20 protein-coding genes, 1 tRNA gene and 3 pseudogenes are annotated in these 20,556 nt (G+C 38.6%); 7 read left to right on the forward strand and 17 right to left on the reverse strand.

Annotated features, from left to right (window positions below; all coding sequences use genetic code 11):
* Window positions 1-12: 12 nt before the first annotated feature.
* Genes ACFIJQ_RS07125 through ACFIJQ_RS07135 form a run of 3 tightly spaced genes read right to left on the reverse strand, consistent with a single transcriptional unit; the run spans window position 13 to window position 2,197 of the window.
* Window positions 13-798, reverse strand: a complete 786-nt coding sequence (locus tag ACFIJQ_RS07125) for a cytochrome c biogenesis CcdA family protein (protein WP_273788202.1) — start codon at window positions 796-798, stop codon at window positions 13-15.
* A 46-nt stretch (window positions 799-844) separates the two neighbouring features.
* A complete protein-coding gene (locus tag ACFIJQ_RS07130) occupies window positions 845-1,834 on the reverse strand; it encodes a carboxypeptidase regulatory-like domain-containing protein (protein ID WP_375629498.1) in 990 nt (329 codons plus the stop codon).
* Between the two features lie 39 nt (window positions 1,835-1,873).
* Window positions 1,874-2,197: an iron-sulfur cluster assembly accessory protein gene (locus tag ACFIJQ_RS07135; RefSeq protein WP_015856510.1), complete on the reverse strand. Its 324-nt coding sequence runs from the start codon at window positions 2,195-2,197 to the stop codon at window positions 1,874-1,876.
* Window positions 2,198-2,305: 108 nt separating this feature from the next.
* Between ACFIJQ_RS07135 and ACFIJQ_RS07140 the strand changes: the two genes are divergently transcribed.
* The 3 genes from ACFIJQ_RS07140 (at window position 2,306) to ACFIJQ_RS07150 (ending at window position 7,985) form a co-directional block, all read left to right on the forward strand.
* Complete coding sequence (locus ACFIJQ_RS07140) at window positions 2,306-3,508, forward strand: deoxyguanosinetriphosphate triphosphohydrolase (RefSeq protein ID WP_273788204.1); 1,203 nt, start codon at window positions 2,306-2,308, stop codon at window positions 3,506-3,508.
* Window positions 3,509-3,538: 30 nt separating this feature from the next.
* Window positions 3,539-5,296 (forward strand): arginine--tRNA ligase, encoded by a 1,758-nt coding sequence (gene argS / locus ACFIJQ_RS07145; RefSeq protein ID WP_375629437.1) that lies wholly within the window; start codon window positions 3,539-3,541, stop codon window positions 5,294-5,296.
* Between the two features lie 151 nt (window positions 5,297-5,447).
* On the forward strand, window positions 5,448-7,985 hold the full coding sequence (locus ACFIJQ_RS07150) for an SPOR domain-containing protein (protein WP_375629440.1): 2,538 nt from the start codon (window positions 5,448-5,450) through the stop codon (window positions 7,983-7,985).
* A 179-nt stretch (window positions 7,986-8,164) separates the two neighbouring features.
* On the opposite strand, the gene ACFIJQ_RS07155 is transcribed toward ACFIJQ_RS07150, so the two are convergent.
* Complete coding sequence (locus ACFIJQ_RS07155) at window positions 8,165-8,437, reverse strand: membrane protein (protein ID WP_015856514.1); 273 nt, start codon at window positions 8,435-8,437, stop codon at window positions 8,165-8,167.
* A 306-nt stretch (window positions 8,438-8,743) separates the two neighbouring features.
* Here ACFIJQ_RS07155 and ACFIJQ_RS07160 point away from each other — a divergent pair, with 306 nt between their 5' ends.
* Window positions 8,744-9,850: a branched-chain amino acid aminotransferase gene (locus ACFIJQ_RS07160; RefSeq protein WP_375629444.1), complete on the forward strand. Its 1,107-nt coding sequence runs from the start codon at window positions 8,744-8,746 to the stop codon at window positions 9,848-9,850.
* Window positions 9,851-9,954: 104 nt separating this feature from the next.
* Here the strand turns inward: ACFIJQ_RS07160 and glpX are convergent, their stop codons facing one another.
* Together glpX and ACFIJQ_RS07170 are read right to left on the reverse strand one after the other, a co-directional pair.
* The gene (glpX, locus tag ACFIJQ_RS07165) at window positions 9,955-10,941 is read right to left on the reverse strand and encodes a class II fructose-bisphosphatase (RefSeq protein ID WP_015856516.1); all 987 of its coding nucleotides are present in this window, start codon (window positions 10,939-10,941) and stop codon (window positions 9,955-9,957) included.
* A 143-nt stretch (window positions 10,942-11,084) separates the two neighbouring features.
* On the reverse strand, window positions 11,085-12,401 hold the full coding sequence (locus ACFIJQ_RS07170) for a homoserine dehydrogenase (protein WP_375629448.1): 1,317 nt from the start codon (window positions 12,399-12,401) through the stop codon (window positions 11,085-11,087).
* 1,252 nt (window positions 12,402-13,653) lie between these two features.
* On the opposite strand from ACFIJQ_RS07170, the gene ACFIJQ_RS07175 reads away from it, so the two are divergent.
* A tRNA-Glu gene (locus tag ACFIJQ_RS07175) sits at window positions 13,654-13,728 on the forward strand.
* Between the two features lie 88 nt (window positions 13,729-13,816).
* Here ACFIJQ_RS07175 and ACFIJQ_RS07180 read toward each other — a convergent pair.
* From ACFIJQ_RS07180 to ACFIJQ_RS07205, 6 genes are all read right to left on the reverse strand, one after another.
* A complete protein-coding gene (locus ACFIJQ_RS07180; RefSeq protein ID WP_375629451.1) occupies window positions 13,817-14,197 on the reverse strand; it encodes a helix-turn-helix domain-containing protein in 381 nt (126 codons plus the stop codon).
* Window positions 14,198-14,345: 148 nt separating this feature from the next.
* On the reverse strand, window positions 14,346-14,576 hold the full coding sequence (locus ACFIJQ_RS07185) for a hypothetical protein (RefSeq protein ID WP_375629454.1): 231 nt from the start codon (window positions 14,574-14,576) through the stop codon (window positions 14,346-14,348).
* A gap of 116 nt (window positions 14,577-14,692) precedes the next feature.
* On the reverse strand, window positions 14,693-14,920 hold the full coding sequence (locus tag ACFIJQ_RS07190; protein WP_012754703.1) for a hypothetical protein: 228 nt from the start codon (window positions 14,918-14,920) through the stop codon (window positions 14,693-14,695).
* Window positions 14,917-15,579, reverse strand: coding sequence for a lysozyme (locus tag ACFIJQ_RS07195; protein WP_375629457.1), 663 nt, complete (start codon window positions 15,577-15,579; stop codon window positions 14,917-14,919). The genes ACFIJQ_RS07190 and ACFIJQ_RS07195 overlap by 4 nt, the downstream gene beginning before the upstream one ends.
* 63 nt (window positions 15,580-15,642) lie before the next feature.
* Window positions 15,643-15,972, reverse strand: a complete 330-nt coding sequence (locus ACFIJQ_RS07200; protein WP_375629460.1) for a hypothetical protein — start codon at window positions 15,970-15,972, stop codon at window positions 15,643-15,645.
* Window positions 15,973-15,981: 9 nt separating this feature from the next.
* Window positions 15,982-16,563 (reverse strand): hypothetical protein, encoded by a 582-nt coding sequence (locus tag ACFIJQ_RS07205; protein ID WP_375629463.1) that lies wholly within the window; start codon window positions 16,561-16,563, stop codon window positions 15,982-15,984.
* A 237-nt stretch (window positions 16,564-16,800) separates the two neighbouring features.
* Between ACFIJQ_RS07205 and ACFIJQ_RS07210 the strand changes: the two genes are divergently transcribed.
* Window positions 16,801-16,992, forward strand: coding sequence for a hypothetical protein (locus ACFIJQ_RS07210; RefSeq protein WP_375629466.1), 192 nt, complete (start codon window positions 16,801-16,803; stop codon window positions 16,990-16,992).
* 27 nt (window positions 16,993-17,019) lie between these two features.
* Window positions 17,020-17,334 carry a hypothetical protein gene (locus ACFIJQ_RS07215; protein WP_375629469.1) on the forward strand — a complete coding sequence of 105 codons (315 nt, stop codon included), beginning with the start codon at window positions 17,020-17,022 and terminating at the stop codon, window positions 17,332-17,334.
* A gap of 68 nt (window positions 17,335-17,402) precedes the next feature.
* Here the strand turns inward: ACFIJQ_RS07215 and ACFIJQ_RS07220 are convergent, their stop codons facing one another.
* The 5 genes and pseudogenes from ACFIJQ_RS07220 to ACFIJQ_RS07240 form a co-directional block, all read right to left on the reverse strand.
* Window positions 17,403-17,555 (reverse strand): hypothetical protein, encoded by a 153-nt coding sequence (locus tag ACFIJQ_RS07220; RefSeq protein ID WP_375629472.1) that lies wholly within the window; start codon window positions 17,553-17,555, stop codon window positions 17,403-17,405.
* A gap of 54 nt (window positions 17,556-17,609) precedes the next feature.
* A pseudogene (locus ACFIJQ_RS07225) lies at window positions 17,610-18,198 on the reverse strand (DUF4815 domain-containing protein); the annotation flags it as partial.
* Window positions 18,196-19,060, reverse strand: a pseudogene (locus ACFIJQ_RS07230) (phage tail protein); the annotation flags it as partial. The pseudogenes ACFIJQ_RS07230 and ACFIJQ_RS07225, both read right to left, overlap by 3 nt.
* 12 nt (window positions 19,061-19,072) lie before the next feature.
* Window positions 19,073-19,720, reverse strand: a pseudogene (locus tag ACFIJQ_RS07235) (transglycosylase SLT domain-containing protein).
* Window positions 19,717-20,436 (reverse strand): hypothetical protein, encoded by a 720-nt coding sequence (locus tag ACFIJQ_RS07240; protein WP_375629475.1) that lies wholly within the window; start codon window positions 20,434-20,436, stop codon window positions 19,717-19,719. The pseudogene ACFIJQ_RS07235 and the gene ACFIJQ_RS07240 overlap by 4 nt, the downstream one beginning before the upstream one ends.
* Window positions 20,437-20,556 lie beyond the last annotated feature (120 nt).

The raw sequence follows: 20,556 nt of genomic DNA on the forward strand, positions 1-20,556 counted from the left end.
AAACACATAAGACTAACGAGAAAATCCAAAAAAATTCATAATATCGTGCCAACGAATATCTTCAATATAACTCAACGAAGGATAATGTTCTAAAAGCCAAAATGAAAGATCCTGCATAGAGCCTGTTAAAAACAAAATCCCTGTAAGAATAAGAAAAACACCAATAATTTTTTCAACTTTTCCTAAATGAATACGAAAAGCTCCTAAAAATCGCATAAAACTGCTCGAAAATAAAGCTGCCAACATAAAAGGAATAGCAAGACCTAATGCATAAACCGCTAATAGAACAGCTCCCTCTCCCACAGTTTCTTTTGTTCCAGCAAGCGTTATAATAGGGCCTAAAATGGGGCCAATACACGGTGTCCAACCAAAAGCGAAAGCTAACCCAATAATATACGCGCCTAAAGGACCAGCAGGTGTTTTTTTGGTCTGAAAACGCGCTTCACGGAATAAAAAAGCGATCTTGAAAATCCCCAAAAAATTTAAACCAAAAATAATAATGACAATTCCAGCAGCAAGGGCGAACCAATCACGATAATAACCGATGAATTTCCCAATTGTGCTAGCACTGGCACCTAAAGCAACAAAAACAGTCGTAAACCCGAGAACAAAAGCAATAACAGAAGACAATAAAGCCCACCGTATAAAGACTTTCTCATCACGATTTTCTGAACGAAAATCATCAATACCAACACCTGCCATATAGCACAAATAAGGAGGAACTAATGGCAAAACGCAGGGCGACAAAAAAGAGAGTGCCCCAGCAAAAAACACACCAACTGTTGAAATTTCAATCAAAACTCATACCCCGTCTCTCATCATAGTTTACCCCCATGAACAACAATCAATCCACATCTTCATCAATTCGTTGCATATTTTGCTCATTCGCCACCACACTTATATCTTCATCATGACCAGAAACGACTGAAAAAACTTTTTGATAGATTTTATCTTTATTTTTAGCAATTGCAATATACTCTCCCTCCGCTAACACGAGTGAAACATAAGCACCAACTGTTTCATAAACGATATCACCAGAATCATTGGCAAGAGACCAACTTGTATCTGCAAGCGCTTCCCCTCCTTCTTGTCGTACCAGCTTTAAGACAATCTGAGCAGCCTGATGTTCAAGGGTAACTTCTGTCATTTTACCAGCATCCACTTGAATATCCGAACGAGCCGTCGCATTAATAGAACCATAATGGGAAGCAACATGGTAGCGGCCAGCTTTTAAACGCACAACTGATTGGGGTTTAACATTTGATAAAATCACCCCCGTATCATCATTTTCTTTTTCATCCTCATAAATGGTAAAACGTAATTCCTTTTCATTCATTACACCATTGAGCAGTGTTGCATTTAAAATGACTCCCCCAGCCTCAAGATTAAAGTTTTTTACAAGACTCTGTCCATTTTTTAAACGAATATGGCGCACAGCACTCATATGACCAAATGAGACATGAACAAGATAACTTCCTGGTTCGAGATCAAAACGCGCACTTCCCCCCTTATAGGTTGCCACTAATGGTAATTTATTATCAATCCCTAGAATAGGGGCATAAACCCGCCAGACAAGCCCTTTTTCAATATCCGGATGACTATTTGTTAATCGAGCATTCAAAATGAGTTGTGTTTGAGATGCTACATTTTCTTTTTCCTGCTCTTGAGACTTTACAATAAAACTCCTTGATTGTCCCTGCTGCTGATCTTTCCCTTCTCCTTCTTCAGAAAAAGCACAGTGGCTCCAGATCAATAAAGCAAGCACCACGCACAACCATACACATCGGTGCACTATTTTTATAAGAATACCCATTTTCACATTGTTGACCAACATGATATTTTTTTCAAGAAACAATATCACAAAGCCATCATTTTAAATTGAAAAACTCACACCACAACCACATGATGAAACAGCATTGGGATTGTGGATTTGAAAAGACTGCCCCATAAGATCATCAACAAAATCAATCTCAGCTCCTTCCATGAAAGGAAGTGATAGTAAATCAATAAACACAACTGCCCCATCTTTTTTGAGAACGAGGTCATCTTTACACATTTCAGAAACCAAGTCATATTTATAAGAAAAACCAGAACACCCACCACCTTCAACAGAAATACGCAATGCTATTTTATCGGGTTCACGCAAAAGTATCTGTGCAATTTTTTTGGCAGCAACATCTGAAATTTTCACATTCATTTTATATATCCTTGCATTAAACCATCAAGAAAGAGTATCCCATACTCAAAGAGCAGTTTATTTGTCATAAACCACTCTCAATTTTAAGATGATAATGGGCAACTTGCAATGGATATAGGCAATATCAACTTTAATTACCAATCTCGAGCAGTGTACAGTGCTCATCCGCAAACAAGCCGTGGTAGATTATTCCATGAAACGATGAGCACCACACGCTCACCTTTTCAACGAGATAGAGATCGTATTATCCATTCTAATGCATTTCGACGTCTTAAACATAAAACGCAAGTGTTTATTGCTGACGAAAGCGATCATTATCGTACTCGCCTAACCCATTCCATAGAGGTCTCTCAAATTGCAAGAACATTAGCCCGTGCCCTTTGTCTTGATGAAGACCTTGCCGAAGCCATTGCCCTTGTTCACGACTTTGGACACACGCCCTTTGGCCATGCTGGAGAAGATGCACTTAATGAAGCCATGGTACATTATGGCGGCTTTGATCATAATGCACAAGCATTACGCATTGTCACAAAACTAGAACAGCGCTATGCAAATTTTGATGGACTTAACCTTACATGGGAAACCCTCGAAGGACTTGTAAAGCATAATGGTCCCCTTTTAGGTCCTCACGCGAAGAATAAGGAAGTTCCTATCGATATTTTACAATACAATGCAGAGCAAGACCTTGCACTCGATTGTTTTGCAGGACTAGAAGCGCAATGTGCTGCTATTGCAGATGATATCGCATACAATGCGCATGATATTGATGATGGTCTACGTTCGCAATTTTTAACACTCGATCAATTTGAACATGTTTCACTAACAGCAGCAATATTAAAAGATATAACAGATGAGCATCCCCACCTCGACCAAGCGCGTCGCGGTTACACACTTGTACGAAGACAAATAACAACCATGGTTGAAGATGTTATCAAACAATCACAAGAAAATTTAGCACGCATCAAACCAACAAGCATAAACGATATTCACCAAGCAAAACAAACTATTGTCACCTTTTCACCAACAATGACCGTTTATGAAAAAGAACTAAAAAACTTTTTATTTAAAAATCTTTACTACCATGAACAAGTTCTTAGTCGTCGCAATGCAGCAAAATGCATTGTACAAAAATTATTCAATTGTTATTATGAAAATCCAAATACAATGCCTGAAAGTTGGCAGAGCAAAACAGTGCACTTAAAAAATCAAGAGTTAGCACGTTTGATTGCTGACTTTCTTTCAGGCATGACAGATCACTACGCTCTACGTGAATATCACCGTTTATTTGACCATACAGATAATTTCGTCTAATGGCTTTTGGCATCATCATGGAAGCTAAATATGAATATCTTTAAAAACTTCGAAAAAAAAATTAAGAGATCAATTGAATTATCTGATATAAAAGGAAAAAATGGAGAAGATCTAGATTTATCAAAAATCACTGTTGATCCTCCGCGTGATTCCTCCCATGGTCATTTATCAACCAATGCTGCTATGGTGCTTGCAAAATCTATTGGAATCAATCCACGTGCACTTGCAGATAAAATCATAGAACTTCTTAAAAATGATTCCTCTATCGAAAATATAGATGTTGCCGGTCCTGGTTTTATAAACATAAAGCTTACAAAATTATTTTGGCAAGATGCTATAAAATCCATGCTTGAATCAGGCACTTCTTATGGTCGTATCCCAATGGGACAAGGAAAACGCGTCAATGTTGAATATGTCTCAGCAAATCCGACAGGACCAATGCACGTAGGACACTGCCGCGGAGCGGTTGTTGGAGATGTTCTCTCCAATTTGCTGCAATTTACGGGCTATAACATTACGAAAGAATATTATATCAATGATGCTGGTCAACAAATCGAAGTCCTCGCCCACTCTGTACTATTGCGCTATCGTGAGGCTCTTGGGCAAGAAATTAATGAAATTCCAGAAGGGCTCTATCCTGGAGAATACTTGATACCATTGGGACAATCACTTGCTCAAGAGTTTGGTGACCAACTCCTCACGATGGATAAAGATGAAGCCTTATCTCTTGTGAAAGAACGTGCAATTCATGCAATGATGACCATGATTCGCGAAGATTTGGCTGCTCTTAATATTTATCATGATATCTTTTTCTCTGAGCGAATGCTTTATGCAGATAATGCACGCGCCATTCGTAACACCATCAACGACCTCACTTTAAATGGTTATATCTACAAAGGAAAACTCCCCCCTCCCAAGGGACAAAATACAGAAGATTGGGAACCAAGTGAACAAACTTTGTTCCGTTCAACAAATGTTGGTGATGACCAAGACCGTGTTTTAGTCAAATCTGATGGTTCTTACACTTATTTTGCTGCTGATGTTGCTTATTTTCGGGATAAATTTAATCGTCATTTTGATGAAATGATTTATATTCTAGGCGCAGACCATGCTGGCTATGTAAAGCGGCTAGAGGCAATGGCAAAAGCAATTTCTGGGGATAAAGCTAAATTAAGCGTCTTCTTATGTCAATTGGTAAAACTTTTTCGCAACGGTCATCCTGTACGCATGTCAAAAAGAGCGGGATCTTTTGTCACTCTACGGGATGTTGTCGAAGAGGTTGGGCGTGATCCTGTGCGTTTTATGATGTTATACCGTAAGTGTGAAGCACCTCTTGATTTTGATTTTGCAAAAGTAACAGAACAATCAAAAGATAACCCCATCTTTTACGTACAATATGCAAGTGCACGTTGTCACTCAGTCTTTCGTCAAGCACAAGAAGCGCTTCATATTAAAAACTTTTCAAATGATACATTAATCGCCCATCTTCATCGATTAACAGATGACCATGAAATATTGTTAATACGCAAACTTTCTGAATATCCACGTATCATTGAACAGGCCGTCGTTCATAAGGAACCGCATCGATTAGCGTTTTATCTTTATGACCTTGCTTCCAGCTTTCACACCCATTGGAATAAAGGGAGTGAAAATCTCAATTTACGCTTTATTCAACCTGATGATAAAGAGTTATCCTTTGCAAGATTGGGGTTGATACAAGCTGTTATCAATATTTTATCATCAGGACTTACCATCATAGGAGTCGAAGCACCAATAGAAATGCGTTGAAAAAGTTCTATAAATACATACAATAGGTACTCTATTGATAAACTTTTTCATGTATCCTTGCATGAGAGGGGGAAAATTTATAATTTTAATATAACAAATCAAAATCAACCATTGATTGCACGCAGATGCAAATCACCATGTGAGAAAAGCTATGAGCGATAACGATCGCAAAAATCTACACGAAACAAAACACGATCATGAACACCATGATCCTTTGGAAAGGCTTACGCGCATTTTTAATCCGCACAAACAAAGCGGAAACCAAAATGAGCAATCTTCTTTACAGACAGATCGATCAACATCTCACCCAGAAACATCATCCCATGATGATGATTTTGATTTGTCCTTTCTAGAAGAGGAACTTGAAAATAATTTAGCACATGACTTACCGTTTGATGATCAAAAAAAACAATGGGACTTGCATGCAACCAGCAACGCAACAGCCTCAGATATTGCACAAACTATTTCTTTCAACCATTCAAAACAAAATAATTTATCTGAAGAGAAATATTCTTCAGCTAGCAGTCATGATGAAGAACAAATTTTAGATGAGCTTTCTCCATTACCAATCCCAAAGAATCAATCCCCTCAACAGAAAACAACAGCAACCAGTGCTGATCCGTTTCTTAAAAAAAGTAATCTTATTTCACAATCAGAATCAGAAAATTTCTTTTTTGATAAATCTGAAAGGCGCGAAAATAAGAAAGAGATTCCAGAATCTGTTGAACAAACCAATCGTTTTTCACAAACAAATTCACAACAGCCTAAAACTACGAATATACAACAAACTCATGATGACAATCAAAACCTCTATGACACTCCTGTAAAACATCCCTATAAAATTTCAGCTGATCAAGAAAATTGGATCAAAAAAGATTATTCTGATGTCTCCTCTTCTTATCCTGATGTCTCTTCTTCTACAGAGGCAAATGAGTTTTTCTCATCTTCTAACCTTATGTCAGAAAGACAAAACACTGAAAGAAATCAAACAAAAAGTACCTTCTCCTCACCTTTGGATTCTCCACCAGTTGATAGACAATCTTATTTAAAGGGGGCTTCACAAGAAGATCATACAACCAATTATCCCCATTTTTTTGAAGAAAACCCTTCACAACAAGAAACTTATAGCGAAAGAGTTCCAATATATAATGAGGTTCAAGCCCAATACATCAATAACACCGAAGGTACCTCTAACCCAAATAGAGAAATTTCATATAATGAAAATAATTCAGATGAGTTTCTTTCCTCATCAGCCTCTTTGAATACAAAACAAACGGATGGCTTTTTTGCCCATAACTATACGCACAGAGATACTCCCCCTCCCAATGTTGATACTTATAAATTTTCAGAAGAAATCGTAGAAAAAACTGGCCCTATTATGGTTCCAGAAGTCCCGTATGAAGCGCCAGAATATGATGTGCCAACTAGTGGTGGTTTAGAAGAAGAATTTGCTGATGTACTTAATGTAGGAAATGTCCCAACGGATAATTTTTCTCAAAAACAACAGAAAAATGAGCTTTTTAGTGAGGTTTTTCATCAGTCTATGCAAAATTCAAAAGAAGGTGTTTATATAAACTCTAAAGAACAAAATTCCGACTATTTTTCTTCTGCCAATATGGAATATAATTTTCCCCCTTTTAGCGAGAATTCATCATACACAAGCTCAGATGAGGTTCCCACGCATCCACCAGCTCCTCCTCCCTTAAAAAGTTTTATTTTTGGTAAAACTTTCATTAAAGGTATTTTTATACTTATTTTAATAGGAATTGGATTTGCTGGTTATTCGCACTTTTTTATGCCATCACAAAAAAATGAAGAAACGATCATTATCCACGCTGATAATGCGCCTTTTAAATTCAAACCAGAAACAACTGAACCGAAAAATGATGTTGCACATAATTTAGATATCTATAAACAAACAACTGAACAAAATGAAAAACAAGAAAACACACAACAATTTCTTATTGATAACTCTGAACAACCTGAAAATTTAAAAGAATTGAATCCTGAAGAATCTTCAAACGCTTCATCTTCTTCTTTAAATGAATCTGATGTTGAAGATGCAGTCACAGAAGCCATAAACCATACTATTCCCACGCAAGAAGTACAAACTGTTATTGTAAATCAAGATGGTACAGTTACACTAGCTCCCGTACATCAAACAAAGAGCAAAACTGCTGCTCAATCTGAAGAAAACATTGATCAAACTCCTAATGAACTTCAAGATTCGTCCCTTGTTTCGTCGCATGATTCTGATATAAACAATCAAGAAATAGACCTTGATCTCAAAAATAATATTGATAAAATAATCGCAGAAAATACTTCTAGCTCAAATATTGAAGAAAAATTTATCCCTATTCCTTCTCATGCAGAAAGAAATACACAAGTTGAAACACCCGCCGCATCTCGCCCCACATCACCAAACAGAGTCGCAGCACAAAATTCAGAAAGTTATTACGTACAACTTGCATCTCAACCAACGCATGAGCTAGCTAGAAGTTCTTTAAAAAATATGAAATCTAAATTTGGATTCCTTATCGGTGCCCGTTCTTTAAATATTCAACCCGCTTTTATACCAGGAAAAGGTACTTATTACCGTGTTCGGATTCAAACACAAGACCGTAATGAAGCCATAATCCTTTGTGAATCCATTAAAAGTTCTGGAGGAAGTTGCTTCATCACACGCTAAACCAATAATGCAACGGTTATTAAAACCGTTGCATTATTTATTTCCATACCATTTAATTACTTATCAAAAACTTCAGAAATTAAAATCGTCTAATCTTTTTTATGTCTTTGTGCTGACTTTATTCTTTAATCTACGTCGATTTGCGTCCTATCTAAAAGATTATATTTATGAAAAAATCACTACGTACCCTTATAAGTATAAGGTACAGAAGGAAGCGAATTTAAATCTTTTTTGGGCGTTGTTACGCTTTGGCTTGTTTCTGGAGTATTATAACGCGAACTATGTTCAGGAGATTTTGCAAAAAAAGATCCTAAAAAACCAAAAACAAACCAGATAATAACGACCGCAAGAAGAATAGCAAAAATACCCTTAGCAATTGAAACACGTTGTTCACTATCTCTTCTTTCTGCTGCCATACGTTCTTCATATGTGTGATAATTTTTATCAATCATAGTAGATTCCTTTTCTCAATTCCCTTACCTTTTAATTTCTAGACAATATGCATGTATGAAATTATTCAGATACTTATTTTGAGAAAACGATAATTATAGAAAAAAGTTCCAGCTTACTTCATAAAGTTGAGAAAAAGAGGCGAGAGTAGAATTAAAATATCTATCATAGCCTTTGAATTCTATAATAAACCTCTTTGTGTTTTATAATAAAACATTGACACAAAGGTTTTGTTAATAATAGAGTTGTGATCAAAATATCTCATTATTTTTATTAATAAAAATGAAACATACTCAAAAGGTTTTTTTATGAAATCTCCTATATCGTCGCTTCCCTTTAAAATAGAAAAACACCCATCTCCTGTGTCAGAAGAAAAATGTGAAGAAATTTTAAAAAGTCCCGGTTTTGGTCAATTTTTTACAGACCACATGTGTACTATTCAATGGACTGAAGACAAAGGCTGGCATAATGCCATCATTTCTCAATACAAAGCTTTAGAAATTAACCCTGCAAGTACCGTTTTACATTACGGACAGGAAATTTTTGAGGGTTTAAAAGCATATCGAGCAAAAGATGGGCGCATCTTGCTCTTCCGTCCTGATGCCAATGCACAACGCTTTATAGAATCAGCGAGGCGTTTAGCTATGCCAGAATTGCCAAAAGATATTTTTCTGGATGCCGTTCATCAATTAGTAAAAATTGATCAAAAATGGGTTTCTGATCATCCCAACGCTAGCCTCTATATCCGTCCATTTATGTTTGGCAATGAAAACTTTTTGGGAGTCCGCCCTTCTCAAGAATATCTTTTTTGTATCATAGCCTCTCCAGTTGAATCCTATTTCAAAGGAGAAGAAAAATCTGTCAGTGTATGGATTGAAACAGATTATAGCCGCGCTGGTCCAGGGGGCACAGGCGTTGCAAAATGTGGCGGAAACTATGCAGCAAGCTTACTGGCACAAAAGTGTGCAACGCAAAATAATTGTAGCCAAGTACTCTTTCTTGATATGATTGAACATAAATGGATTGAAGAACTTGGTGGTATGAATGTCTGCTTTATTATGGCAGATAGTACACTTGTAACCCCTGCGCTTAACGGCACTATTCTTCCAGGGATAACTCGTGATTCAATCTTAAGATTAGCTCAACAAATGGGATTAAAAATAGAAGAGCGTCCTTATTCTTTTGCAGCGCTTCAAGAAGATGCAAAGAGTGGACACCTTAAAGAAGTCTTTGCTTGTGGTACAGCTGCCGTTGTCACATCAATTGGTCGTTTTAAATATAAAGGGGGAGAATTTATTATTGGAAATGAAACAGTTGGAGAAGTTACAAAGCAGCTTCGTACACAATTGGTTGGCCTTCAAAAAGGGAACATAGAAGATAAAAATGGCTGGGTTCATTCTGTCCAGCTCTCATAATAATAAGATATTCTCATATCTATATACGCTTCCATGAAAATAGTTTCATGGAAGCGTATTTCCTAAAAAACTCTCTCTATTTTTAGTGACGAAAAAAGAAAACATTAATCAAATTTTGAATGATCTCTATGCTGCGCTTTAATATTACGGACTGTACCCGTATGGGAGCGCATTACGAGAGTTTCCGTTTGAATGTAACGAGATGTAAATTTAACACCAGAAAGCATATTGCCATCTGTCACCCCTGTTGCTGCAAACAAAACATCACCCTTTGCCATTTCTTCCATTGTATAAGCTTTATTGGGATCACTAATCCCCATTTTAGCTGCACGAGCAATTTTCTCTTCTGTATCTAGCAGCAAACGACCTTGCATCTGTCCTCCAATACAGCGCAAAGCAGCAGAAGCTAAAACACCTTCAGGTGCTCCCCCAATCCCCATATAGATATCAATACCTGTTTCTTCTGGATCAGTTGTATCAATAACAGCAGCAACATCTCCATCCCCAATCAAGCGAATCGATGCCCCTGTCGCTCGTACTTCATTAATTAACTTTTCATGACGAGGCCTATCCATAATACAAACAACAATCTGATTAACAGCCACTCCTTTAGCCTTCGCAAGAGCATGGATATTATCGGTAGGACAAGCATCTATATCTACTACTCCCTTTGGATAACCAGGACCAATAGCAATTTTTTTCATATAAACATCAGGAGCATAAAGGAGATTACCTTTTTCAGCAATTGCAACTACTGCCAAAGAATTGGCAATATTTTTAGCACAAAGTGTTGTTCCCTCTAGTGGATCAAGTGCAATATCGATCGCCAATCCACTTTGAAGACCTACTTTTTCTCCAATATAAAGCATAGGCGCTTCATCCCGCTCACCTTCACCAATCACCACTGTACCATCAATAGGCAATCGATTAAGTTCCTGCCGCATTGCATCTACAGCAGCCTGATCCGCAGCTTTTTCATCGCCACGCCCGCGCCAGCGTGCAGCAGCAACAGCAGCACGTTCAGTAACACGTACCAATTCAAGCGTCAAAATACGATCAAGTCCATTTAAAATCTTCTGAGTTGTGGGCATATGAAAAAATCCTACCGAATGAATACCAGAAAAAATATGAGTCCTTATTAAATACTAAGAATAAAGTTTTTGGCAAAGATGAAAATTTTCCACAAGAGACAAAATAACTCAAGCTTGCCTTTTTGTCATTATCAAGAAAGTTATCAATTCTCTGCCATAGGCTCAATACGAATAAATTGAGATTTTGCAACAAGATGTCCATCTTTTTCAATTTCTGCAAGTGCCTTTCGTACATTCACCTCTGTTGTTTCATGCGTAATTAAAATAATTGTTTTTTCAATTTGATCTTCTACAAAAGATCTTTGAACAATCGACTCCAATGAGATGTGATTATCAGCCATATGCCTTGCGACCGCAGCAAAAACACCAGTACGATCATGAACATTTAAACGAATAAAATAACCCCCTGCATGATGCGAAATACGTGCTTTTTTATGAGGAGTAAGTTCTAATGCTGGGCGTCTTAAAACAGGTGCATACTGAAAACCAGAACGCGCTTTTGCTATATCAGCCAAATCACCAATAACGGCTGATGCTGTTGCCATTCCTCCGGCGCCAGGACCAGAAAACAGTAATTCACCTAATAAATCACTTTGAATAGAAAGAGCATTGGTTACGCCATTTATCTGTGCAATCATTGAAGATGTTGGTACCATTGTTGGATGAACGCGTTGCTCTATTCCAGAATCCGTTTTTAATGCAACCCCTAAAAGCTTAATCCGATACCCTAATTCATCAGCTGCTCGAATATCAATTTGCGAAATATTATGAATTCCTTCAACATAAACATCATCTAAGGAAACAGCTGTTCCAAATGCCAAGCTTGTCAACAAAGCTAATTTATGAGCAGTATCATTTCCCTCAATATCAAAACTTGGATCTGCTTCAGCATACCCAAGTCTCTGTGCATCTGCTAAACAATCTTTAAATGAAAGACCTTCCGTAAACATGCGTGTTAATATATAATTACAGGTTCCATTGAGAATACCATAAATTCGCGATATCTGATTACTGACAAGTGATTCTCTCATCGCTTTGATGACAGGAATTCCCCCTGCAACAGCTGCTTCAAAATGAAGAAAAACACCTTTTTTTTCTGCAATTATAGCCAGCTCTACTCCATGTCGAGCAAGAAGGGCTTTATTGGCTGTTACAACATGATGTCCCGCCTCAAGCGCTCTCTTAACAGCGGTGTACACCACATCCAATTCACCACCAATTAACTCTACAAAAACATCAATCTCATCAGAAGCAGCCAACTCCACAGGTGAATCAAACCATTTTATATCACTGAGATCAATTCCACGATTACGGTTTTTATCGCGCGCACTAACAGCAACGACTTTGATGAATCGCCCACATTGACAAGCTAAACTATTCGCTTTTTCACATAGAGCTCGAACAACTGAAGTACCAACCGTACCAAGTCCTGCAACACCAACTTTTAAAGCTTCTGCCATTATTAACCACTGATTCCTATCTTCACCGAAAAATCGTTTAAATGATGTGCCAAACAACACAAAGAGTACTTACATCAATAAGAACAAAAGAAATACCCCGCTCTATTCACTTCATGTTCTCCAATAGAATTATCCCCGCTTGTTCAATCAACATTCCTAAAAATATAATATTTATTGTCTTCAAAGATTTCAGAATCTTTATAAAATATCTAATTCAGAATGAAAATCTGTAAAACTGATAAATGCAAGTTGCCATAAAGAAAAGTTCTAAAAAATAATCAATAACAAGTTAAAGAGTATTAAGGACTTAGTAAGAAAGAATAAAAACATCTCTTCTAAATTAACAAATACGGAACAAAAAACATTCTTTCATATGATAAATTAAGAGAATGGATAAAACAAAGTAGATCAGTAAATAATAACACATTTCTTCCTACCATTCCATAGTTTGAAATATAAATCTTTAATGCAAAAATCTTAATGCACTTATATATCAAAATAGAACCTTACATTAAAGTAAAAAACAAGACTTAATATGTGCACACCATAATTCTGAAATATTATAAATATGGAAAATAAATTTGCAAAACTCAAATATTTTACCTAGACTTACTGCCACCCCTTTGAAAAACCAGCGAATTGAAATGACAAAAACCTCAATCTACCCTTTACCCATGCTAATTCATTTTCAAATAAATAACCTTCTCAACATGTGAGGGAACAAAAGAAGGGGTTTTAATTTTAAATTCCTTATAAACATGTAAAAGTAAAGATAAGAAAAATATTTTTAAATATTCTGTAAAAATTGCTTTAATATTTTTATTTTCATCATACAGAATCTATTTATATTTTTTAAACTAAAATTAATCTATGGTTTATGCCTCAAAAAACTTTTGTATGATTGGTATTATTTGTTAATTTGGTAATAAATATTTGCTTTATACTTCATAAATTATACAGTTTTTTGCTTTATGATAAGCTCAAATGAGAAATCTTCTGTGTAAAGGCTCTTTCAAGCAAGTTAAATAATATTCTCATGTGCAAGCAAAGATAACAAACGATAAAATATGCAAAAAATAAACACATTTAAAATAATGTTTTGGTCATTTTTGCCTACTACTCAAACTGAAAAGAAACAATCCAAACAGGAATTGCTCAAAAATTATTCAATAAAACACACTTTTTTCAAAAAAAATGACACAGAGGGCTTGCGAAGTAAAAAGATCCTCTCTATAAGCCTCATCAATGGTTTGCGCCCATCGTCTAGCGGTTAGGACATCGCCCTTTCACGGCGGAAACAGGGGTTCGATTCCCCTTGGGCGTACCATGTTTCTTTTTACTGTACACAATCTATTGATTTTATATATCTTTTTTTAGTACGGGGTACGTAAATAAAAGTTAGGGAATAGGATTTTTCAACCTATCTCTATAGGACGCCTCTTTTTTTTACAAACTTTCTCAAGAAAGTCTTTTAATTCTGCTACGGTTTGTTGTGAAAAATTCTCTAAATTTCTAACAAACTCACCAACAGCTTCACGCCTCAACGGATCAGAAGTCTTGATTGTAAAACTTTTGCGACAAGCATAAGCTGCTTTCCTTAAGAGTAAAGCCTTCTCTTTATCTAAACCATAAAGCTCTATGATCTTTTCCTCCAGTCCTACAGGAACAGATTTTTTGCCAATCTCTACAGAAGATAAAAATCCTACAGATATATCTAATTTCTTAGCCATATCTAAGAGGCGTTCTGAGTGATCAAGACGAAGTTTCCGTAAAATTTTACCAAAAGATGTAACCATATAAAAAGTCCTATTAGAGAAGAAATATTTTCTTCTGATTCTAACAAATCTTTTTATGATTTTCCTCAATTATTGCGAATCAAGAGTTCTTTTCGGGAAGTTTTTTAGCAAAACCAGAGGTCCAAAGGGTCTCTAATTCTAAGATGTTCTAACTTTTTGTTATCCACTTTTTGAGGTGTGAGAAGCTATTCTCTACGGCGTCCACGAAACGGGAAAAATCTATTACAAACATAAAGACAATAAAGGCAATCAATTTCATGATGCGTGACATCATCTTTAAACCTTGATAGGTTTCTATCATCTCGTGAAGGAGCTGTTGTTCTTTTTCTGTAAGACCTTCATCTTTGCTGCTTCGTTTCTTGACCATCTTTCCAACCACATAAATGGGCTCCCTGCTTGTTATGCTTCAAAATATCTCTTGCAAGGTTGGAACTGATGACCGCAACATCCTTGTTATCCAAATAAATGGGCAACCAGCCACCACAAGAAACAGACCTATTTGCCGCGCACCCAACGAGAAAGTTCAGAGCGCACACCAGCATCACTTTTTTGATTAACTTCATTTTCTACCTCAAGCCGCGTTGTTGCTGTCTTTAAAGCATTCTCTGTTTGCTTTTGCCGTTCGCTTTGCTTGCCAAGGTGAAACGCCTTGGCTAAAGCCATAAAAAAAACGGCTAAAGCCGCTGTAAACATAAGAGAATATTTCTTTAGCCAAAAAATCATAAGCGTTGCTCCCGAAAACGCTTGGCGACAATTACTATGCCCGTTACAGCCGCTAAAACCATTATGCCTGCTAAAGCCCATTGCACCGGTCCATTGCCTGCTAACAAGCCGCCAAAACCTGAACAAGACCCTATAACCGGGGCAAGTGCTTCTATTTTAAGAAGTCCGGTTGCCGTTTTCGTTTCTACTGTTTGATAATTTGAAGAAACATAAGCCCCTTTTACCCATAATCCCGCTTCTGCTGCTCGACGGTTGGCTAAACCCGCAAGAGACTTCCCACCGACCTTATTCCATTTCTGTAATTCAACAGGAACGGCTTCATAATCGCCTTGATTAAGTTTCTTCAACAATGTTGACTTGCGAAAAGCAGCTGTTCCTACGTTATAGAAAAACGAGACTAATGCCGCGAATTGGCAATCCGTTAACGAAACCGTGACCGATTCCTCTACCGTCTTCTCAAATTGCTTTAAGTCCTCACAAAGAATTTTTTCCGCTTGCTCTTTGTTAATACACATGCCTTTTTTGACAAGGAGGTGACCCGCATTGCTGGTGTGACCATAACCAATCGTCCAGACACATGCCGTATCTCTATAAGCCTCTAAACGCAATCCTTCCCATTGTTTGATAAGTTCTAATCCTTCTTTCGATATCTTTCTCATCTGACGCTCCATAAAAAAAGCCCCACAAAAGTGAGGCTGGATAAAAATGTTTTTTTATGATCTCTATTGGCTATGCTCTTTGATCAACTGTTCGACTTCTTCAACGCTAAAGCCAATTTGAAAGAGCGGTGCATATTCGCTTTCCTGTAATTCATACTGACAACGCTTTTCTACAAAATCACCATTTAAATCAAACGGCATGGTTGTTGTTAGACAAACCTTATGCGTGTCATCTTCAATACCCTCTTCTCCCTCTCCAAGCTCTTTAACAAAGATCCAATAAAAACGCATTGCTAAAAGATGCTCTAGCCTTCTTACTGTTTCAACCTTATCAAATTCGAGCATATTCAGATAATCTTCCTTGCTATTTAAGTGTTCTGGATAAGCTATCATCTACCCCTCCTAAACAAAATGCCGTGGATGACTACATCCACGGGCGCTAGCCGATTCATAAATGGCATTCCGTATAATGACTGCACGTAGATGTGGAGTGATGTTCGTAGTATCTGACCACTCTCCACCAGCCAACAATGCATACATATCTTTTTTAAACTGTACATTTGGTGAGGTTCCAGTTACTGTTTGCATGAAACACACATCTCTCACAAATTGCCAAACATAACCGCAACCATCTTCACAACCGATATGCGAAATCATCCGTATATTTGCCATATTCTTATGACCTCCAGAATGTTTCGATGAAGGTGCTTTTTTGCCTTGAATCCCACCACCTTCATTGCTTCCATACATAGCAGAGGTAAATTCTGTATTATTGAGCAAAGCCTTCTTAACACGCAGCATATCGGATATATGATCTGTTTGTAGACGGTTTGTCGTAATAGGAACATTATACGCAGAGCGGGTATTGTGACCGGTCCCTGACTGAAGATAAATATCAACCCAAAGGTCTTGCGAAAGATCATAAACCATCCCTTCTGGTGAACTATGCGGGCAGTGATTGAGACACCAAACAGAATTCGGCAATATATCCCCTGCTTGATAACCGGATAATGGATGACCAGAAATCGTACCAACATCCGCACAGAGCGTATGAAACCTGTTAAAGCCCTCTGTTCTACTCCTTCTGCTGTCCTTTTGGCTCCCTCTGCTGTATTCTTGACATGATCAACCGATTGCTTAACATCATGAGCTACCGACAGAGCTTTAGACGCCGTTTCTTTTGCATCACCGGCTACCGAAGAGGCTGTCTCAGCTGTCATCTTGGCTTCATTGGCTGTTGTGAGAGCTTGCCCACTGTTCGCTGCCGCCGTTTCTGCAACATTCTTCACCTCACCCATCACCTGCTTGGCATCATCAAAAGCGCTCTTGGTTTGTTCGGAAAGTGTTTTTGCATCTCCTGCCGTTGCTTTGGCTTCTCTTGCCTCTGTCAAAGCTGTCTCTACTGTGCCTTGAACTTGTGTCACTATTTGAGAGCTTTCCGTGACCGCTGTCGTCATTCTATCGGCTGCACCTTTAGTATCCTCCGCAATACGCTTGGCTTCTCGCGCTAACCTCTCTGCCGCTTCTGATTTCATCTTGGCATCTTCTGAGGAAGCTTTCGAGACCTCTGCTGTTGTCTTAGCGGCATTGGATGCTGTTAATGCCGTATTTGCCTGCTCTAAAGCTGTCTTAGCTGTCGTCTTGGCTTCAGAAGCTACAGTAACTGCACTCGCTGCTGTGCCTGCTGCTTGCGCTATCGTCGTCGTTGCTGCATCCGATAATTCCTTGACACTATCTGCTATTGTTTTCGCTTGATCTGCTGTTTATTGCGCGCCATTCGCACGCGCCATGGCTTTTTCTGCTTCTTGTCTTGCATTAACAACCTACTCTAACGGCGCAAAGGTTTCATACGAATACAAAGATGCCGTTCCTAAAAGCTTTGGAACAACAACCGTATCTTGTGATGTCCCTTCTCTGATTTCCTCTTGCATCGCTACCGGTATCAAATATTCATGTTCATGATCGGGTATCTTCATCTGCTTTCGTCCTCACATCATTCAGAGCACTTCATCTAATGAACACTCTTTCAAATCTTCAAGCTCTTCGCTTAATGCCTCTAAGCGCTTGCGTTTAAAGCCATTGATATTGGCTTCCCCTTCTTGAATACTAAACACTTGGCAACCTTTATTTGTTCCCAATGCGCTTACACGGCAGCCACTCACGATATAATGTCCATGGGCACGGTCATATATCGCAATAGCTTGCATGGCGGGTTCAAGCAGTGAGGGGGATTTTTGATCAATCAGAACACCATCTTGTAAAATATAAACGGGAAAGAAAGTGCCGTCTTGAGCATCCTCTTTCAGTGCCCAAACAAGCTTGCTGTTTCGCGTGCGGCGCCGGGCTCTCCTTCTGCCAAAGTGCCAGGGACTTGCCCCAATAGCTCTGGATCATCTTCGTGTGTTATCCATTTTTTTGTAGCTTCACACCAATTTCAATGCGTCCAATCATGGAAACATTGTTGAGTACAGCTTCAGAGACGGGGAAGATATCGCCTGCGATATAAATCTTGCCATCCGTTAAAGTGACGGTCCTTGTCTTTTTGTTGACAAAAGCATCAGCCCGTTCAACGCGGTCTCCTTCTTGTGCCACAAGGCGCCCCAAACGGTCATGCCGTCCCATAAAATTCGCTAGCGAGCTCCCCCCAAACAAGCCTAGACGATAGCCCAACACATCCGTCGTATTCCCATCCAAAAAATTTTCGTTGCTGATAAAATGAGACATCGAAAGGCTCTGTCCTTGATGTTGGTGAGACTCGATTAAATCTGTTTGCACACTTGCAAAAGAACGCCCCTCATCAATATTGCGCCCTCCATCAACACCCCGTAAAAACATCCCTCGAAAAATCGGGAACATTAAACGTTGTAACGCCATCCCCCTCTCCCCAAACCGTTCCTATTGTCTCAAATAAATCACGATAATCACGACGTAAATAAGCTTTCCCATCACAGGGTAACCAAACCTTTGGAATCCCACGCATTCCAAAGGTTCCTATAAAACCCGTGGGATAAAGACTGCTTTCTTCTTCTAAAGGGATAGAGGTAGGATTAACGAGATGCCAATGATCTCCATTATAAATCAATGTATAAATGCACCCTTGTTGGATTTCCCCTCCCGATAATGCACTGATGCCTAATTCTGTCGCCTTATAAACGGGCTTAGCAACTAAATCATTTAAGACAATCGTTGTCGTTCCAACATTCTTACCCGTCGCCATAAAGCGCAAAACGATACCATTCTTATACTCTAAAAACTGTGAGGTGCTTGCAAGTCTTATCACACTCGTTTGTTGGACATGATCATTTGTAACAATGCCTTCAAGCTCTCCACCCGTGTCTGACAAGTATTCCTTTACGCGCTGCATCATCACACGGGCGCTCGTGTTCACACTGCTAGGATGCTGTCCTTCGGACCAATCAATCAAATCATCCACGCGCGTATTATCCGCCGCTCTAAGCGACCAATCATAAATCGTTGACATTTCTCGTGAATCCTAGTTTCTGTAAAACGGTCCGTAAAACGCCCGCATGAATTGCGTCATCAAAGGATTATCATCATCACTCTCTTCTTCTTCCGAAGCTTCTTCTTGTGATGCTAATAATGCCCTTAAAACCTCTAACAAGTTGTCTCTATTTCTAATGCCACCCTGCGCTACAGGGCTTGCTCTATAAGGCTGCCCCCCATACATCTGTAATACACGGTTGACAAAATCACTTGCACGCATAGCGTTGTTACCACCATTCAAGCCAACCGCATTGCTCCCAACAATTTGCGCCGCATTGGCATGGGGATTTTGAAGAAGCCGCGCGGCTCCCCCTACCCCTTGTTGATGCGCTAAATACAATTCCGCTTCACTAGGCGCTCTTCCCAACAGACGGCTTAAATGATTGCGATTATCAAGTGTCAACCGCCCCATGGCATCTGCCGCTTGCATGGGGTCAAAACGATCCTGCAAACCATATTGTTTGGCGGTGCTGTCTATAAATTGATACAAACCACCAGCAGAAGAGCCGGGATTCCTTGCATTCGGATTGCCTCCACTTTCCACTTACGCAACACGGTATAAATAACTCTCTGGCAAACCATAACGCGCTGCCGTTTGCCGTATCGCTTGATTAACAAAAGGACTATAACGGGTCATTTCGCATACTCTATTGAAGCACTAGGACCTAACCCTTTTGCTATAGCCCTAGAAACAATCTTCAAGCCTTCATCCGTTATCACACCGGCTTTATGCCACTTCAAAGCACTTTGAATCAATTTGGCAATTTCATTGCGCTCCATTCCTTTAACGCCAAAAGTTGCTAACTTCGCTATACCGCGCTCTAGCTCTTGTCTTGCTCGTAGCGCCTCTGGGGCATTTGGATGAAAAAATATGTTTCGTGCTAATTTTAAGCCTTGAGCTGGTATATCAGGAATACTATGTGGTACACGAACTCCATCAAAAAGAGAAAACTCAGGAATGCCTTCAAATTTGCTAAAACCCTCTTTTGCTGCATCAGAATAGAATTGCTCCTGATCTACTGCCTTTTTAAAAGTAGAAAACCGCTCCGGTCCTATGGTTCTTTCAAGATTCTCAGACGCAAGATTTTGTTTTAAAAGTTTAGAAAATTCATTAATAGGGTCATCATTTTTTCTGAGTAAATCATCTAATGCATCTCTCATGCCCATCTGATAGGTATTATTTTGTTTTGTCCAATTCCCTTTAGAAAGATTTTCCTGAACTGCATCCCTTTCAAAACTCTTTTCAAGCTTTGTTCCAAGAGCTTGTCTACCTTCCTCAAAGCTATCTGCAAAGTTTTTGAATTTTGCCGCACTACCGCGTGCTGCTTTGTACGTAGGAGAGATTTCGTCCATTATTTTTACCAAATTTTGTTTGAGGACTTCGTATCCTAAAATCTTTTGGTTATCACCATGTTTCTTACTTTTTTCGATTAAATCATCAAGAGACTGCTTAGTTTGATCTAATAACTCTAT

Source organism: Bartonella sp. TT67HLJMS (genome assembly GCF_042193375.1).
GTDB lineage: Bacteria > Pseudomonadota > Alphaproteobacteria > Rhizobiales > Rhizobiaceae > Bartonella > Bartonella grahamii.